At 58.2% G+C, this 15392-nt stretch carries 16 protein-coding genes; 7 read left to right on the forward strand and 9 right to left on the reverse strand.

Annotated elements, in window-relative coordinates:
• The first annotated feature begins 27 nt into the window (after positions 1 to 27).
• From AC2FH0_RS14525 to AC2FH0_RS14535, 3 genes are read left to right on the forward strand one after another with little or no spacing between them, the layout of a single operon-like run.
• Entirely contained in the window at positions 28 to 960 is a 933-nt protein-coding gene (locus AC2FH0_RS14525; protein ID WP_496789665.1) for a bifunctional riboflavin kinase/FAD synthetase, read from the forward strand.
• Positions 957 to 1430, forward strand: a complete 474-nt coding sequence (locus tag AC2FH0_RS14530; protein ID WP_142636512.1) for a YcgN family cysteine cluster protein — start codon at positions 957 to 959, stop codon at positions 1428 to 1430. The genes AC2FH0_RS14525 and AC2FH0_RS14530 overlap by 4 nt, the downstream gene beginning before the upstream one ends.
• A complete protein-coding gene (locus tag AC2FH0_RS14535) occupies positions 1430 to 2464 on the forward strand; it encodes a threonine aldolase family protein (protein ID WP_496701486.1) in 1035 nt (344 codons plus the stop codon). The genes AC2FH0_RS14530 and AC2FH0_RS14535 overlap by 1 nt, the downstream gene beginning before the upstream one ends.
• A 16-nt stretch (positions 2465 to 2480) precedes the next feature.
• Here the strand turns inward: AC2FH0_RS14535 and AC2FH0_RS14540 are convergent, their stop codons facing one another.
• Positions 2481 to 3293, reverse strand: coding sequence for an alpha/beta fold hydrolase (locus tag AC2FH0_RS14540; protein ID WP_496789666.1), 813 nt, complete (start codon positions 3291 to 3293; stop codon positions 2481 to 2483).
• A 9-nt stretch (positions 3294 to 3302) separates the two neighbouring features.
• A complete protein-coding gene (locus AC2FH0_RS14545; protein ID WP_496701482.1) occupies positions 3303 to 3905 on the reverse strand; it encodes a 2-hydroxychromene-2-carboxylate isomerase in 603 nt (200 codons plus the stop codon).
• Between the two features lie 108 nt (positions 3906 to 4013).
• On the opposite strand from AC2FH0_RS14545, the gene AC2FH0_RS14550 reads away from it, so the two are divergent.
• Together AC2FH0_RS14550 and rpiB are read left to right on the forward strand one after the other, a co-directional pair.
• A complete protein-coding gene (locus AC2FH0_RS14550) occupies positions 4014 to 5033 on the forward strand; it encodes a ribose-phosphate pyrophosphokinase (RefSeq protein ID WP_142636504.1) in 1020 nt (339 codons plus the stop codon).
• A 60-nt stretch (positions 5034 to 5093) separates the two neighbouring features.
• A complete protein-coding gene (gene rpiB / locus AC2FH0_RS14555) occupies positions 5094 to 5546 on the forward strand; it encodes a ribose 5-phosphate isomerase B (protein ID WP_142636502.1) in 453 nt (150 codons plus the stop codon).
• Positions 5547 to 5560: 14 nt separating this feature from the next.
• On the opposite strand, the gene AC2FH0_RS14560 is transcribed toward rpiB, so the two are convergent.
• The 7 genes from AC2FH0_RS14560 to AC2FH0_RS14590 form a co-directional block, all read right to left on the reverse strand.
• Positions 5561 to 5911: an H-type lectin domain-containing protein gene (locus AC2FH0_RS14560; RefSeq protein WP_281994982.1), complete on the reverse strand. Its 351-nt coding sequence runs from the start codon at positions 5909 to 5911 to the stop codon at positions 5561 to 5563.
• Positions 5912 to 6025: 114 nt separating this feature from the next.
• On the reverse strand, positions 6026 to 6436 hold the full coding sequence (locus tag AC2FH0_RS14565) for a F0F1 ATP synthase subunit epsilon (protein WP_142636498.1): 411 nt from the start codon (positions 6434 to 6436) through the stop codon (positions 6026 to 6028).
• 12 nt (positions 6437 to 6448) lie between these two features.
• Positions 6449 to 7873 (reverse strand): F0F1 ATP synthase subunit beta, encoded by a 1425-nt coding sequence (gene atpD, locus AC2FH0_RS14570; protein ID WP_142636495.1) that lies wholly within the window; start codon positions 7871 to 7873, stop codon positions 6449 to 6451.
• A 20-nt stretch (positions 7874 to 7893) separates the two neighbouring features.
• A complete protein-coding gene (locus tag AC2FH0_RS14575; RefSeq protein WP_496691024.1) occupies positions 7894 to 8769 on the reverse strand; it encodes a F0F1 ATP synthase subunit gamma in 876 nt (291 codons plus the stop codon).
• Between the two features lie 15 nt (positions 8770 to 8784).
• A complete protein-coding gene (atpA, locus tag AC2FH0_RS14580) occupies positions 8785 to 10323 on the reverse strand; it encodes a F0F1 ATP synthase subunit alpha (RefSeq protein WP_142636491.1) in 1539 nt (512 codons plus the stop codon).
• Positions 10324 to 10884 carry a F0F1 ATP synthase subunit delta gene (locus tag AC2FH0_RS14585; protein ID WP_142636489.1) on the reverse strand — a complete coding sequence of 187 codons (561 nt, stop codon included), beginning with the start codon at positions 10882 to 10884 and terminating at the stop codon, positions 10324 to 10326.
• Positions 10885 to 11194: 310 nt separating this feature from the next.
• Positions 11195 to 11929, reverse strand: coding sequence for a class I SAM-dependent methyltransferase (locus AC2FH0_RS14590; RefSeq protein ID WP_142636487.1), 735 nt, complete (start codon positions 11927 to 11929; stop codon positions 11195 to 11197).
• Positions 11930 to 11990: 61 nt separating this feature from the next.
• Here AC2FH0_RS14590 and gloB point away from each other — a divergent pair, with 61 nt between their 5' ends.
• Positions 11991 to 12758, forward strand: coding sequence for a hydroxyacylglutathione hydrolase (gene gloB, locus AC2FH0_RS14595; RefSeq protein ID WP_271949161.1), 768 nt, complete (start codon positions 11991 to 11993; stop codon positions 12756 to 12758).
• 174 nt (positions 12759 to 12932) lie between these two features.
• Positions 12933 to 15257: an ATP-dependent Clp protease ATP-binding subunit ClpA gene (clpA, locus tag AC2FH0_RS14600; RefSeq protein WP_496693892.1), complete on the forward strand. Its 2325-nt coding sequence runs from the start codon at positions 12933 to 12935 to the stop codon at positions 15255 to 15257.
• Positions 15258 to 15392: the final 135 nt, after the last annotated feature.

A 15392-nucleotide genomic window follows, 5' to 3' on the forward strand; every position in this document is an offset into this window, starting at 1 on the left:
GCGCGCCTGTCCCGCTAGGCAGTCGCTATGCGCATCATTCGTGACCTCCAATTCATCGAACCCCAAGATCGCGGCGCCAGCGTGGCGATCGGGAATTTCGACGGCGTTCATATCGGCCACCAATCTGTGATTGAACTGGCCCTCAGCGCCGCGCCGAGTGCACCTTTGGGCGTACTGACATTCGAGCCGCATCCCAGAGAATACTTCGCCCCGGACACCCCGCCCTTTCGCCTGATGCGCGGCAATGCCCGCGCGCACCGGTTAGCAAAACTGGGGGTCGAAAAGCTGTATGAGCTGCCGTTCAACGCCGCATTGGCTGGCCTGACGCCCAGGGAATTCGCCCGCAACGTGATCTGCGACGGGCTCGGCCTGTCGCATGTCGTCGTAGGTGCCGATTTCTGTTTCGGCAAAGGCCGCAGCGGTACTGCTGATGACTTGGTGCTCTTTGGGCAAGAGATGGGGTTCGGTGTCACCATCGCTCCGTTGATGGAGCGGTCCGAAAATGTCGTTTCTTCCACTGCGATCCGTACTGCACTGACCGAGGGCCGCCCGCAGGATGCCGCTACTATGTTGGGTCACTGGCACCGGATCGAAGGCGAGGTGATCGGAGGAGAACAACGGGGCCGTGAACTGGGATTTCCCACCGCAAACATGTCCATTGAGGGGCTGCATCCGCCAAGATTCGGCGTCTATGCCGTACTGGTCGATGTTCTGGATGGACCTCATCTGGGCAGCTATCAGGGCGCAGCCTCGGTTGGGACGCGACCGATGTTCAATGGTGAGGTCCCCAATATCGAAACCTTCCTGTTCGACTTCTCGGGTGACCTTTATGGCGCGACCCTGTCGGTGGGTCTGGTAGAATACCTGCGCCCCGAGATGACCTTTGACGGTCTGAACGGCTTGATCGCGCAGATGGATGCCGATTGCGACAAGGCCCGCTGCCTGCTGGCGGACCGATGACAACGGATCCGATCGACCGCACCGGCCTGGCCCCCAGGTTCTGGGAACGAAAACCGCTAACCCGCATGAACCAGGCCGAATGGGAAGCTTTGTGCGATGGCTGCGGCAAATGTTGTCTGAACAAACTGGAAGATGAAGACACCGGCGAGGTTGCCCTGACCTGCGTCGCCTGCCGTCTGCTGGATGACGAAAGTTGCCGCTGCACCCAATACGATATCCGCCACCAATTTGTGCCGGAATGTATCGTGATGACGCCGGGCAACATCAACGATCACGCCTATTGGCTGCCACAGACCTGTGCCTATCGCCTGCTGTGGGAGGGCAAACCCCTACACGACTGGCACCCCTTGATTTCTGGCACACCGGACAGCGTTCATGCCGCCGGAGTCTCGGTTCAGGGGCGGACCGTGTCCGAATTCGAAACTCCGCTGGAGGAGTGGGAAGATCATATCATCGAGGAGCCCAGCTAATGTACTTTGCCTCTGACAATTCGGGGCCGGTTCACCCGGCGGTCATGGAAGCGCTGAATGCTGCCAATCAGGGCTATCAGATGGCCTATGGAACCGACACCCTGATGAATGAGGTCCGGGATCGCATTCGCGGGGTGTTCGAGGCACCTGGCGCCGCCGTGTATCTGGTGGCCACCGGGACGGCGGCGAATTCGCTGGCGCTGGCGACCCTGGCGCAGCCGTGGGAGACGGTGTTCTGCTCACCTGTGGCCCATATCCACGAGGATGAGTGCAACGCGCCCGAGTTTTTCAGCGGCGCCAAGCTGACGCTGGTTCCGGGCGCGGACAAGATGGCGCCGGACGCGCTGCGCGGCTCGATTCTGGCCGAAGAAACACGCGGCGTGCATGGACCGCAGCGCGGACCTGTATCCATTACGCAGGTGACCGAACGAGGGTCTGTTTACACCCTGTCAGAATTGCAGGCGCTCTGCGCTGTGGCCAAAGAGTATGGGCTGCCTGTCCATTTGGACGGTGCGCGTTTTTCCAACGCCCTTGTTGCGTTGAACTGCTCACCCGCCGAGATGACGTGGAAAGCAGGCGTGGATGCGGTCAGTTTTGGCGGGACCAAAAACGGGCTGATGGGCGTCGAAGCCGTTGTCTTCTTTGATGAAAGCAAAGCCTGGGAATTCGAATTGCGCCGCAAGCGCGGGGCGCACCTGTTCTCCAAGCACCGCTATCTGTCCGCACAAATGGCGGCGTATCTGCAGGATGATCTGTGGCTGACACTGGCCCGTCAGGCCAATAACAACTGCGCCCGTCTGACCGAGGGATTGCGGTCCAAAGGTGCCTCTTTCCTGCACGCGCCGCAGGCGAATATGATTTTTGCCCAATTTTCACGCGCCCAACACAAGCAACTGCATGCCGCAGGTGCTGTTTACCACCTGTGGGGGGCAGAGCTGGACGGGGCAGATGACAGCGAAATTCTAGCCTGTCGGCTGGTTTGTGACTGGTCCATCGAGCCTGCGCAAATTGATCGGTTCATCGCGCTCTTGTAACGACGCGCCCGAAGCTTCAGGCAGTGGCAGGCAGTCTGTTCCAAAAAGCCTCGATCAGAGCGCCGGTCTCTGTCGGGTGAGAGATCGGAGCCATATGCCCTGCCCCTTCGATCACGGTGCTTTCGGCCATTGGAAGACGGGATTTCAATCCAGAGTTTATCGCGACCATCACTGGGTGGGTGAGCGCGCCATGCAGCAGCAATACCGGCATATTGGCGTGTGCGATCCGCTCGGGCCGTAGCAAGCCTTTGGAATCCATTATCAGTTCGTTTTCGACCTCGGACACCAGATGAATTCCACGCACCATCCCCGCCCGTGCAGTTTCGGGCATGTCTGACCAACGCGGTCCCCTATCTCCGGCCCACAACCGGTTGAACAGCCTTGCCGCCAAAGGTTCGTCGCCTGATGCAAGCGCGTCCATACAGGGTTGGGCAACATGCGCGTATTCCGCCACAAGGTCCGGGGCATCCTGCTGTGCCACCGCAAAATACACCGGTTCGATCAGTACGACACTGCGAACCAATGTTGGGTGCTCGACCGCCAGCCGCAATGCAATCGCCGCGCCAAAAGAATGCCCGACCACGTCCATCGACTCGTTCAAATGTTCAAGTGTGGCTTCGGTCAGCCGGTCATACAGATCCCCCTGGCGATCCCAGTCCGGGCTGCGCCCATGGGACAGCATATCCGGTGCAATAAAACTTGCCTGCCCTTTCATCGCCGCGGCTAGGCCTGCCCAGACCCCGGAATGAGCAATGGTACAATGCAAGGCCAGCACAGGGCGATCACCCTGCCCCAGCCGCGTGACATGCAGGTTCTGCGCAACAGCCATTATCGTGTCCTATTCCTTCAGCCCGGCCAGATGCCTGTCCAGATCGTCCAACCTGTCTTGGCCCCAGAACCGCTGATCGTCTTCCGTTATATAAAACGGAGCTCCAAAAACTCCGCGTTCCACGGCTTCTTCCAGATTGGCGGTATAGGTCTCAGCCCCGAGCAGCAAGCCGCTATCGGCCAGATCCGGGGAAAACCCAGCGTCAGCCAGGCAAGCGCGGATTACGTCGTCCTGCGCGATGTCCTTTTCCTCGGCCCAGCAGGCGCGCACAAAGGAATGCACCAGCTGCCCCACATTCCCCGACCCGTCCTGAATGGCCGCGATAATGGCATAGGAAGACGGCGCCGCATTGGTGGGCCAATGGGCCGGCCGCAGATTGAACGCCATGCCCAGCTTTTTCGACTGTCGCTGCATTTCTTGCGTCCGGTATTCGATGCGCGAGATATGGCGGTCCTTGGGCGGAACACCTCCCGTGCGTCCGAACAGGGCGACGATATCAAGCGGCTTGTAGTTGATTGTCGCACCATGTTTGGCCGCAATCTCCTCCAGGCGCAGTCCGGCCAGGTAGGTGTATGGCGAGAGTGTCGCAAAATAGTAGTCAATTTGGGCCATGTTCACTTTCTCCGCAGCGTTATCTTTGCTGGACGGTAAGGCCATGCTAAGCGGTGTCAACATCACGAATCTGTCACATTTGCCATTGCTGCCCGGGGACCTCAGCCGATGCCGACACTTCACGAACCCAAGTTAATCGCTGGGAACGCTAATCTTCCGCTTGCCGAATCCATTGCACGCCGAATGAGCCTGTATCGCGGCGTCGATCAGGGTCTGGTCGATGCCCGGGTCGAACGGTTTAACGACGGTGAAATCTTTGTCGAAGTGTTCGAGAACGTGCGCGGCGAAGATATGTTCATCGTCCAGCCCACCTCGAACCCGGCCAATGACAATCTGATGGAGCTACTCATCATTGCTGATGCGCTGCGCCGTTCGTCGGCCCAACGGATTACCGCCGTGATCCCCTATTTCGGCTATGCCCGCCAGGACCGCCGCACCAAGGCCCGCACACCGATCAGCGCCAAGCTGGTGGCCAACATGCTGACTGGCGCCGGGATCGAGCGTATCCTGACCATGGATCTGCACGCAGCGCAGATTCAGGGGTTCTTCGACATGCCTGTCGACAACCTTTATGCCTCGCCGATCTTTGCGCTGGATGTGAAACATCAGTTCAAGGACAGCCTCGACGAGATTATGGTCGTTTCGCCCGATGTGGGCGGCGTGGCCCGGGCGCGCGAGTTGGCCAAGCGGATCAACGCCCCGCTGTCGATCGTGGACAAACGCCGCGAAAAAGCCGGCGAAGTCGCTGAGATGACCGTAATTGGCGATGTCAGAGACAAGATCTGTTTGATCGTGGACGACATGTGCGACACGGCCGGTACTCTTTGCAAAGCGGCGCAAGTACTGCTGGATAATGGTGCGAAAGAAGTTCATTCCTACATCACACACGGCGTCATGAGCGGCCCTGCGGTCGAACGCGTGACCAATTCGGTGATGAAATCTCTGGTGCTGACCGACACGATCCAGCCGACAGAAGAAATTACCAAGGCAAAGAACATCCGCATCGTGCCCACAGCCCCGATCTTTACGCAGGCGATCCTGAATATCTGGAACGGCACCAGTGTATCGTCACTGTTCGAGGATAAGACCCTGACGCCGATCTACGAGTCGATGTATCATAGGGATTGATCGAACGCGGCGGCCCAAGGGCCGCCTCTTTTCTTTCTGCAATACAGGTCGGAGTTTACCGTGACAGCCTCAAAACGCATTGTTCTATCCAGCGACCACGCAGCTATCGAATTACGCCAGGCGGTTGCCTCTCATATTGCGGCCCAGGGATGGGACGTTGTCGATATCGGCCCCAAGACACCTGAGAGCACCCATTACCCTGTTCATGGCAAAGCCGCCGCCCAAGCAGTGGCTTCCGGGGATTGTCAGCTTGGCATCGTTCTGTGTGGAACGGGTCAAGGTATCATGATGGCGGCCAACAAGGTCCCCGGCATTCGCTGCGGTGTCTGCTCGGATGCCTTTTCCGCACGCATGATCCGCCAGCATAACGACGCCAACATGCTGTCTGTCGGCGCCCGAGTCGTGGGTGAGGGTCAGGCGCTGGATATAGTGGATGCGTTCCTGTCAGCCGAATTCGAAGGCGGACGGCATGCACACCGGGTCGCCATGATTGAGGCATCGGACGAGTCCTAAACCCAAGGCTGGCTTCACAGAATATCCCAGTCATCCTCATGCGGCACCTCGCCGAACGCTGTCCAAGATATTCGGATGCGCGCGATGCGGGTATCCGACCAGGTACGGAACACCGCAGAAAATCCCACGGGCGTGATGTCCTCGGCCTTGACCTCGGCACGCAATGCCGAAGATGTATCAACATCCCACAGTGACACGCTGATCTGTACAACAGGCGCGGAACGGTATGGCTGGCTGAATTCAATGTCCGAGCGTCGTTCGCGCGGCCCCTCGCCTGTCCACATGTCACCGCCATCTGCGAAGTCGGAGAACAGCACAACTTCGCCTTGGTCGATACCAATCGGATGGGTACTAAAAGTCTGCATTTTGTCGTCTTTTATAAAGAATTACGGAACCTTAGACCGCCCTTCATCCAAAATCACCACAAAAAAACGGCCCCGCACAGGCAGGGCCGTTTCTAAATCTACATGTCCTGAAACTTACAGGCTCATATGTGTCCCAAGAGCTTCCATATCGGCCAGCAGCTTGGCCGCATCGTCGACGACTGATTGATCGTCGCCGCCTTTGGCCGCGTCATGCGACGCACGTGCCTCGGCGATCAGATCGTCCAGATGCGCGCGGGTCACTTCAGAGACCGGAATGGCCTTTTCGGCCAGAACCGACATGCTGTCGCCATTGATCTGGGCAAACCCGCCGGTGACCAGGTATTCGCTGGACCCTTCGGGTGCCTCGACCTTTAGCAGGCCGGGGCGCAACGTGGTGATGGTGGGGGCATGATCGGGCATCGCCGTCATGTCCCCGTCCGCGCCGGGAAGCTGGACCGCAGTCACCGCGAGCGAAGCAAGGCTCCGCTCGGGGCTGACGAGGTCAAAGTGCATCGTGTTTGCCATCAGGTGTGCTCCTTAGGCGGCTTCTGCGGCCATCTTTTCCGCTTTGGCGATCACTTCATCGATGCCGCCAACCATCAGGAAGGCTGCCTCGGGTAGGTGATCGTATTCGCCGGCCACAACGGCCTTGAACGACGCGATGGTGACATCCAGAGGAACCTGAACACCGGGCGAGCCAGTGAAGACTTCGGCCACGTCAAACGGCTGCGACAGGAAGCGTTCAATCTTACGGGCACGGGCCACGGTCAGTTTGTCTTCTTCCGACAGTTCGTCCATGCCGAGGATCGCGATGATGTCCTGCAGCGACTTATAGCGCTGGAGGATCTGCTGAACGTCAGTCGCAACGGTATAATGCTCTTCACCGACGATGGCCGGGTCGAGCAGACGCGAGGTCGAGTCGAGCGGGTCAACGGCAGGGTAGATACCCTTTTCCGAGATCGCACGGTTCAGAACGGTTGTCGCGTCCAGGTGTGCAAACGAGGTGGCCGGCGCAGGGTCGGTCAAGTCATCCGCAGGAACATAGACGGCCTGAACCGACGTGATCGAGCCGGACTTGGTCGAGGTGATGCGTTCCTGCATCGCGCCCATGTCGGTCGCCAGTGTCGGCTGATAACCCACCGCCGAAGGAATACGACCCAGCAGAGCCGAAACCTCGGAACCCGCCTGCGTAAAGCGGAAGATGTTGTCGACAAAGAACAGAACGTCGGCACCGGTTGCATCACGGAACTGTTCCGCCAGGGTCAGACCCGACAGAGCGATCCGCATACGGGCTCCCGGAGGCTCGTTCATCTGGCCGTAAACCAGCGCGATTTTCGAATCTTCCAGCTTGTCGGGAACGATAACGCCGGATTCAATCATCTCGTGATACAGGTCGTTGCCTTCACGGGTCCGCTCACCAACACCGGCGAACACGGACACGCCAGAGTGCACTTTGGCGATGTTGTTGATCAGTTCCATGATCAGAACGGTTTTGCCAACTCCGGCGCCGCCGAACAGGCCGATCTTACCGCCTTTGGCGTAAGGGGCCAGCAGGTCAACAACCTTGATGCCGGTCACCAGAACTTCGGATTCAGTGGCCTGATCCGCGAAATCCGGCGCGTCCTGGTGGATGGAGCGCGTTTCGGTGGTTTCCACGGGACCTTTTTCGTCGATGGGCTCGCCCACAACGTTCAGGATACGGCCCAGGGTGGCGTTGCCGACCGGAACCGCGATGGGTGCGCCGGTGTCCGTGACTTCGGCACCACGTACAAGACCTTCTGTCGCGTCCATCGCAATGGTGCGGACAGTGTTTTCGCCCAGGTGCTGTGCCACTTCCAAAACCAGCTTCTTGCCGTTGTTGGTGGTGTCCAGCGCGTTCAGAATTTCAGGCAGTGCGTCATCGAACTGCACGTCGACGACGGCACCGATAATCTGAGTGACTTTGCCTTTTGCATTCGCCATGTTTCGTCTCCGGTTTGTCTCTACAGCGCTTCGGCGCCGGAAATAATTTCAATCAGCTCGTTGGTGATCACGGCCTGACGCGAACGGTTGAACTGGATCGTCAGCTTGTCGATCATCTCACCCGCGTTGCGTGTCGCGTTGTCCATCGCGGACATCCGTGCACCCTGTTCCGAGGCCCCGTTTTCGAGCAGTCCCGAGAAGATCGCAGTCGCAACCGCCTTGGGCAGCAGATCGGCCAGGATGGCCTCTTCACTGGGCTCATAATCAAAGACCGCGCCGCTGTCGTCCCCTTCGACATCCTCGAACGAGGCAGGGATGATCTGCTGTGCCGTCGGGGTCTGGCTTACGACGTTGACGAACTTCGAGTAGAAGATCGTGGCAACGTCGAACTCACCCGCGTCGAAACGGGACAGGACGTCTTTGGCGATGTCCTGCGCGTTGGTATACCCCAGACGTTTAACTTCGCTCAGATCGACATGGCCCACGAACAGATCGCCAAAGTCGCGCTTGATTGCGTCACGACCTTTTTTGCCAACGGTCAGAATCTTAACCGTTTTGCCCTTGGCCTTCAGCTCATATGCTTTGGCGCGGGCCAGCTTGGCGATGTTCGAATTGAAGCCGCCACACAGGCCGCGTTCAGCTGTCATGACAACCAGCAGATGGACATCATCACTGCCCGTACCCCGGAGCAGCTTGGGGGCGCTGTCGCTGCCCCCGACCGATGCCGCCAGCCCCGCCATCACGGCATTGAACCGTGCGGCATAGGGGCGCGAGGCTTCGGCAGATTCCTGGGCGCGGCGCAGTTTTGCGGCCGCGACCATCTGCATGGCCTTGGTGATCTTGCGGGTCGATTTGACCGACTCGATCCTGTTTTTTAGATCCTTAAGATTTGGCATGTGCCCGCCTCTCCCTTAAGCGAAGGTTGCGGCGTATTCGTCCAGCGCAGCCTTGATCTTGTCGGAAGCGTCGCCCTTGATCTTGGGGTCCTCGTCCGTGATCCACTGAAGCAGATCCGCGTGCTTGCCACGCAGATGCGCCAGCAGGCCAGCTTCATAGCGGCCAACATCGGTGACGTCGATCTTGTCGAGGTAACCGTTGGTGCCAGCGAAGATGACGCAAACGATTTCAGCGTTGGTCAGCGGCGAGTACTGCGGCTGTTTCATCAGCTCGGTCAGACGCGCACCACGGTTCAGCAGCTGCTGGGTTGCGGCGTCAAGGTCGGAACCGAACTGCGCAAAGGCAGCCATTTCACGGTACTGAGCCAGTTCCAGCTTAACCGGGCCAGCAACCGACTTCATCGAGTTGGTTTGAGCCGAGGAGCCCACACGCGAAACCGACAGACCGGTGTTCACGGCAGGACGGATACCCTGATAGAACAGTTCGGTTTCAAGGAAGATCTGGCCGTCGGTAATCGAGATCACGTTGGTCGGAATAAACGCCGAAACGTCGCCACCCTGGGTTTCGATAACCGGCAGAGCCGTCAACGAGCCCGCGCCGAAGTCTTCGTTCAGCTTCGCCGAACGCTCCAGCAGGCGGGAGTGGAGGTAGAAAACGTCGCCAGGATAGGCTTCACGTCCGGGCGGACGGCGCAGCAGCAGCGACATCTGACGATAGGACACGGCCTGTTTCGACAGGTCATCATAGATGATCAGCGCGTGGCGGCCGTTGTCGCGGAAGAATTCAGCCATCGCGGTCGCGGCATAGGGTGCCAGGAACTGCATCGGCGCCGGGTCGGACGCGGTTGCGGCCACAACGATCGAATATTCAATCGCACCGGATTCTTCCAGTTTCTTCACCAGCTGAGCAACGGTCGAACGCTTTTGGCCGATGGCCACATAAACGCAGTACAGCTTCTTGGACTCGTCGTCGCCTGCTGCTTCGTTGTACACTTTCTGGTTCAGGATCGCGTCCAGAGCAACGGCAGTTTTACCGGTCTGACGATCACCAATGATCAGCTCTCGCTGGCCACGACCAATCGGGATCATCGCGTCGACCGATTTCAGGCCGGTTGCCATCGGCTCGTGAACCGATTTACGCGGGATGATGCCCGGCGCTTTGACGTCTGCAACGCCGCGCTCGGTGGATTCGATCGGACCCTTGCCGTCCAGCGGGTTGCCCAGGCCGTCAACAACACGACCCAGAAGACCGTTGCCGATCGGCACGTCCACGATCGAGTTGGTGCGCTTAACAGTGTCACCTTCTTTGATGTCACGGTCAGAACCAAAGATAACAACACCGACGTTGTCGCTTTCCAAGTTCAGCGCCATGCCCATGATGCCACCGGGGAATTCGACCATCTCACCGGCTTGCACATTGTCCAGGCCGTATACACGGGCAATCCCGTCACCGACGCTTAGCACGCGACCGATTTCGGCCACTTCGGCTTCCTGACCAAAATTCTTGATCTGGTCCTTCAGGATTGCAGAAATCTCTGCAGCTTGGATTCCCATTTATCCGACCTCTTTCATTGCATTCTGTAGGGAGTTGAGCTTGGAGCGGATCGAGCTGTCGATCATCTTCGAGCCCACTTTAACGACAAGACCGCCGATGAGGCTTTCATCAACGGTCGCATTTATTGTCACGGTCTTGCCCACACGCTCGGACAGCGTTTTGGACAGTTTATCCATCTGTGTCTTAGTCAGCGCCTTGGCCGAGGCGACATCGGCGGTCACTTCGCCACGCTCTTCGGCCAGCATGTCGCGCAGAACCTGCACCAGTTGCGGCACAACGAACAGACGGCGTTTCTGCGCCATCAGACCCAGCGTGTTGCGCAGGATGGCGTTCAGACCCATCTTGTCGGCAATCGCTGTAATCGCGCCTTCTTGTTCAGCGCGCGAAACCAGAGGCGAGGCGATCAGGTCGCGCAGATCGGCACTGTCGCCCAATGCTGCTGCCAGATCGTTGATTCCGGTTTCCAGACCTGCGAGGTCTTTATTCTCTTTAGCGATCTCAAAAATCGCTGTGGCATAGCGCTCGGCGATGCCTGTGGAAATCGAAGCTGGTTCGGACACGTCCACCCTTCCGATATTTTGGGCCCCGAATTCGCGTTGCGGCAGCTACCCGGGGGCGTGAAGAAACCCCGTCCATAAGGCCGGGGATCAAAATCAACGGGGATGTAGCAGAGGTAAACCCAGCTAGCAACATATTATCACCATGGGCACCTTATCCACAAAGCGTTCTATTTCAGATACTTAGCTTGGGTGCGACCCTTTTATACGGCTGATGAGGGTGAAAAATGTTACCAAACCGCAAGGTTTTGCGATTCCTGCAGCCATTTTCGCGTGTTTCGGCCTTATGATGGAAGCTAGTACCGGCGTTGCGCTAGGCTGGCTTGAGCAGGCCATCCAGCGCCTTGATCTGACGGCGCCCTGTCGCTTTGGTGACGGTTCCGCTGGGCGGTCTGATTTGCTTTGTCGCCTCAACCATCAGAACGCCGCCTGCCATGATCGTCGGCAAGCGCTGGCCAGTTTTCTCTATCAGGCTGCCGGATTTCAACCAGAACCGACGGAAGGACGGAGGCAAATACAAGGCGGAACAATAGTTATCCGTCATAAAGTGATGCGCTCTTAGCTGGCTTTCCAACTGCGAGGCAGAATAAGGGCGCCCGAATCCAAATGGCGTTCGATCGGTCCGTGACCACAGCCCCGCACGGTTCGGTACGATAAAAAGCGCCCGTCCACCGGGACCAAGCACACGCCAGCATTCCGCCAGCAATTCGGCGGGACGTTGTGACGTTTCAAGTCCATGCATCACCACCAGCTTGTCCACATGGCCCGTTTCAATCGGCCACAAGGTCTCTTCCGTCAAAACAGATACGTTGGGCATTCCCGCAGGCCAGGGCATCACCCCCTGCGGCCCGGGCATCAGCCCGATGACGCGACGCGCATCTTTCAGGTAGGGCCGCAACAACGGCACAGCAAAGCCAAACCCTACGACGGTTTGACCTTTGGCCTCGGGCCACAGATCAATCATTCGCCCACGAATGGCCGCCTGCGCTGCACGACCAAGAGTGCTGCGGTAGTAGAAATTCCTCAGATCCTGCACATCAAGATGCATTGCGGACACCTGGCCAATCGGATTAGCTGAGCGCAGTCTAGCAACGAAAGGGCAAAAGGCCATGCCTCTTGAGATCGTCACTATCCCATGTCTCAGCGATAACTACGCATTTCTGGCGCATGACGCGGTTAGCGGCAACACCGCATTAATCGACGCGCCCGAAAGCGGCCCGATTCTGTCAGAACTGGAACGACGTGGCTGGGGCTTGTCTCATGTGTTGCTCACGCATCACCATTTCGACCACGTAGACGGGTTGCCGGCCATTTTGGAACAGCACCCGGCGACGGTGATCGGCGCGGCAGCCGACGCACATCGCCTGCCACCCTTGGATCAACAGGTCAATGACGGCGACAGTTTTGAAATCGGCGGGGAACCCGTCCTTGTTCTGGACGTTTCGGGGCATACTCTTGGTCATATCGCCTTTCACATGCCGCAAAGCGCGGTGGTCTTTACCGCCGACAGCCTGATGGCAATGGGTTGTGGACGCCTGTTTGAAGGCACCGCACCGCAGATGTGGGAATCGCTGTGTAAACTGAGCGCCTTGCCGGATGACACGCTGGTTTGTTCGGGGCACGAATACACGCAGTCCAACGCCAAATTCGCTCTCACCGTCGATCCAGGAAATTCTGCGCTGCAGAAACGCGTCGCAGAAATTGACAGCACCCGAGCCGCCCAACAGCCTACAGTTCCCTCCACTCTGGCGTTGGAAAAGGCCACTAACCCCTTCCTGCGCGCTGCTGACCCGGCGATTCAGGCGCATCTGGGTATGGCAGGCGCCGAACCAGCCAAAATTTTTGCTGAAATCAGGGCTAGAAAAGATCGGTTTTGATACCTATTTCACCTACTTCACAGCCACGGTCACAACAAATGTGACTGTCAAGAGCAAGAAAACCCTTGAAGCCGGGCTCTGATCAACCAAACTCTAATAGTATGAGGACATGGTTGGGATGGGGATCCGGCCTTCAGCCCGCCCCCTTCTGACCCAAGACAGAGGAGCACCCGCGTGCCTTCATTCTCGAGCACACTAGAACAAGCCATCCACGCGGCCCTGGCGGCTGCGAATGAACGGCGACATGAATTCGCAACGCTGGAGCATCTGCTTCTGGCATTGTTGGAAGAGCCCGATGCGATCCGCGTGATGAAAGCCTGCAGCGTCGATCTTGACGAGTTGCGCAGCACTCTGGTGGAATTCATCGACGAAGACCTTTCGAACCTTGTCACCGATATTGACGGGTCCGAGGCTGTACCGACAGCCGCTTTCCAACGTGTGATCCAGCGCGCTGCGATCCATGTTCAAAGTTCGGGCCGGACCGAAGTGACCGGGGCGAATGTTCTGGTCGCAATCTTTGCCGAACGCGAAAGCAACGCAGCCTATTTCCTGCAGGAACAGGATATGACCCGGTACGATGCGGTGAATTTCATCGCCCATGGTGTGGCCAAGGACCCGGCCTACGGCGAAAGCCGTTCGGTATCGGGCGCGGATCAGGCGGAAGAGGAATCTCCGGCCAGCACTGCCGATGGCGAGCAAAAAGAAAGCGCGCTGGGGAAATACTGCATCGACCTGAACGCGAAATCGCGCGCGGGCGATATCGACCCGCTGATCGGTCGTGCTGATGAGGTTGAGCGCTGCATTCAGGTGTTATGCCGCCGGCGCAAGAACAACCCGCTTCTAGTCGGTGATCCGGGCGTTGGCAAAACCGCAATTGCAGAGGGACTGGCATTTAAGATCATTTCTGGCGAGGCCCCCGATGTCCTGTCAGAAACCACCATCTATTCGCTGGATATGGGTGCATTGCTGGCGGGCACCCGCTATCGCGGTGATTTCGAAGAACGCCTGAAAGCGGTCGTGACCGAGCTTGAGGATCACCCAGACGCGGTTCTGTTCATTGATGAAATCCACACCGTCATCGGTGCCGGTGCCACCTCGGGCGGGGCAATGGATGCCTCGAACCTGCTGAAGCCGGCCCTGCAGGGTGGAAAACTGCGCACTATGGGTTCGACCACCTACAAAGAGTTTCGCCAGCATTTCGAAAAGGATCGCGCGCTGAGCCGCAGGTTCCAGAAAATCGATGTGAATGAGCCTTCGGTTGAAGACAGCGTGAAAATCCTGCGCGGTCTGAAGCCCTATTTCGAAAAGCATCACGAGATCAAATATACAGCCGACGCGATTAAAACCGCGGTCGAGTTGTCAGCACGCTACATCAATGACCGCAAGCTGCCCGACAAGGCGATCGACGTGATTGACGAAGCCGGTGCAGCCCAGCATCTGGTTGCTGAAAGCAAGCGCCGCAAGACCATCGGTGTCAAAGAGATTGAGGCCGTTGTTGCCAAGATCGCCCGGATTCCACCCAAGAACGTCACCAAGGACGATGCCGAGGTTCTGAAAGACCTTGAAAAGTCGCTCAAACGGGTGGTCTTCGGACAAGACGTGGCGATAGAGGCGCTCTCCAGCGCCATCAAACTGGCGCGCGCCGGTCTGCGCGAGCCGGAAAAGCCCATCGGCAACTATCTGTTTGCTGGCCCAACCGGTGTGGGAAAGACCGAAGTCGCGAAACAGCTGGCGGATACGCTGGGAGTGGAACTGCTGCGTTTTGATATGTCGGAATACATGGAAAAACACGCGGTCAGCCGCCTGATCGGTGCGCCTCCGGGCTATGTCGGGTTCGACCAAGGCGGTTTGCTGACTGATGGTGTCGACCAGCATCCGCATTGCGTTCTGCTGCTGGATGAGATCGAAAAAGCCCACCCGGACGTGTTCAACATCCTGCTGCAAGTGATGGACCACGGAGAGCTGACCGACCACAATGGTCGCACGGTGAACTTCCGCAACGTGGTGCTGATCATGACCTCGAATGCGGGGGCGCAAGAACAGGCAAAGGCGGCCATCGGCTTTGCCCGCGACCGCCGCGAAGGTGAGGATACCGCCGCGATCGAACGTATGTTCACGCCGGAATTCCGCAACCGTCTTGATGCTGTCATTTCCTTCGCGCCGCTGCCGAAAGAGGTCATCCTGCAGGTGGTCGAGAAGTTCGTGCTGCAGCTTGAAGCACAGCTACTGGACCGCAATGTGACCATCGACCTGACGCCAAAAGCCGCCGAATGGCTGGCCGACAAAGGCTATGACGACAAGATGGGCGCACGCCCATTGGGACGCGTCATTCAGGAACACATCAAGAAACCTCTGGCCGAGGAGCTGCTGTTCGGCAAGCTGGCCAAGGGCGGTGTCGTTCGCGTCTCGGTCAAGAAGGGAGAGCTGGATCTGGACATTTTTGGCCCCGATCAACCGCGCATCCCTGGCGACAAACCCCCGCTTCTGACTGCAGATTAAAAGCAGCGCATCAAATCAAAGCCCGGCTTCTACGCCGGGCTTTTTTCTTGCCCGAGCCGAGTCACCTGTCTCAAAAGAAAATCTCAGGGGCGCCCGGAAAACCACCCAACTCTGACAATGGGCCTTCCTTGCTGC

This window comes from Ruegeria sp. CDSC051, from assembly GCF_059610665.1.

Bases quoted from the DNA above. Each gene is read 5' to 3' on its own strand.
- AC2FH0_RS14525 (WP_496789665.1), top strand. From the start codon at position 28: ATGCGCATCATTCGTGACCTCCAATTCATCGAACCCCAAGATCGCGGC.
- AC2FH0_RS14530 (WP_142636512.1), top strand. From the start codon at position 957: ATGACAACGGATCCGATCGACCGCACCGGCCTGGCCCCCAGGTTCTGG.
- AC2FH0_RS14535 (WP_496701486.1), top strand. From the start codon at position 1,430: ATGTACTTTGCCTCTGACAATTCGGGGCCGGTTCACCCGGCGGTCATG.
- AC2FH0_RS14540 (WP_496789666.1), bottom strand. From the start codon at position 3,293: ATGGCTGTTGCGCAGAACCTGCATGTCACGCGGCTGGGGCAGGGTGAT.
- AC2FH0_RS14545 (WP_496701482.1), bottom strand. From the start codon at position 3,905: ATGGCCCAAATTGACTACTATTTTGCGACACTCTCGCCATACACCTAC.
- AC2FH0_RS14550 (WP_142636504.1), top strand. From the start codon at position 4,014: ATGCCGACACTTCACGAACCCAAGTTAATCGCTGGGAACGCTAATCTT.
- AC2FH0_RS14560 (WP_281994982.1), bottom strand. From the start codon at position 5,911: ATGCAGACTTTTAGTACCCATCCGATTGGTATCGACCAAGGCGAAGTT.
- AC2FH0_RS14565 (WP_142636498.1), bottom strand. From the start codon at position 6,436: ATGGCAAACACGATGCACTTTGACCTCGTCAGCCCCGAGCGGAGCCTT.
- atpD (WP_142636495.1), bottom strand. From the start codon at position 7,873: ATGGCGAATGCAAAAGGCAAAGTCACTCAGATTATCGGTGCCGTCGTC.
- AC2FH0_RS14575 (WP_496691024.1), bottom strand. From the start codon at position 8,769: ATGCCAAATCTTAAGGATCTAAAAAACAGGATCGAGTCGGTCAAATCG.
- atpA (WP_142636491.1), bottom strand. From the start codon at position 10,323: ATGGGAATCCAAGCTGCAGAGATTTCTGCAATCCTGAAGGACCAGATC.
- AC2FH0_RS14590 (WP_142636487.1), bottom strand. From the start codon at position 11,929: ATGCATCTTGATGTGCAGGATCTGAGGAATTTCTACTACCGCAGCACT.
- gloB (WP_271949161.1), top strand. From the start codon at position 11,991: ATGCCTCTTGAGATCGTCACTATCCCATGTCTCAGCGATAACTACGCA.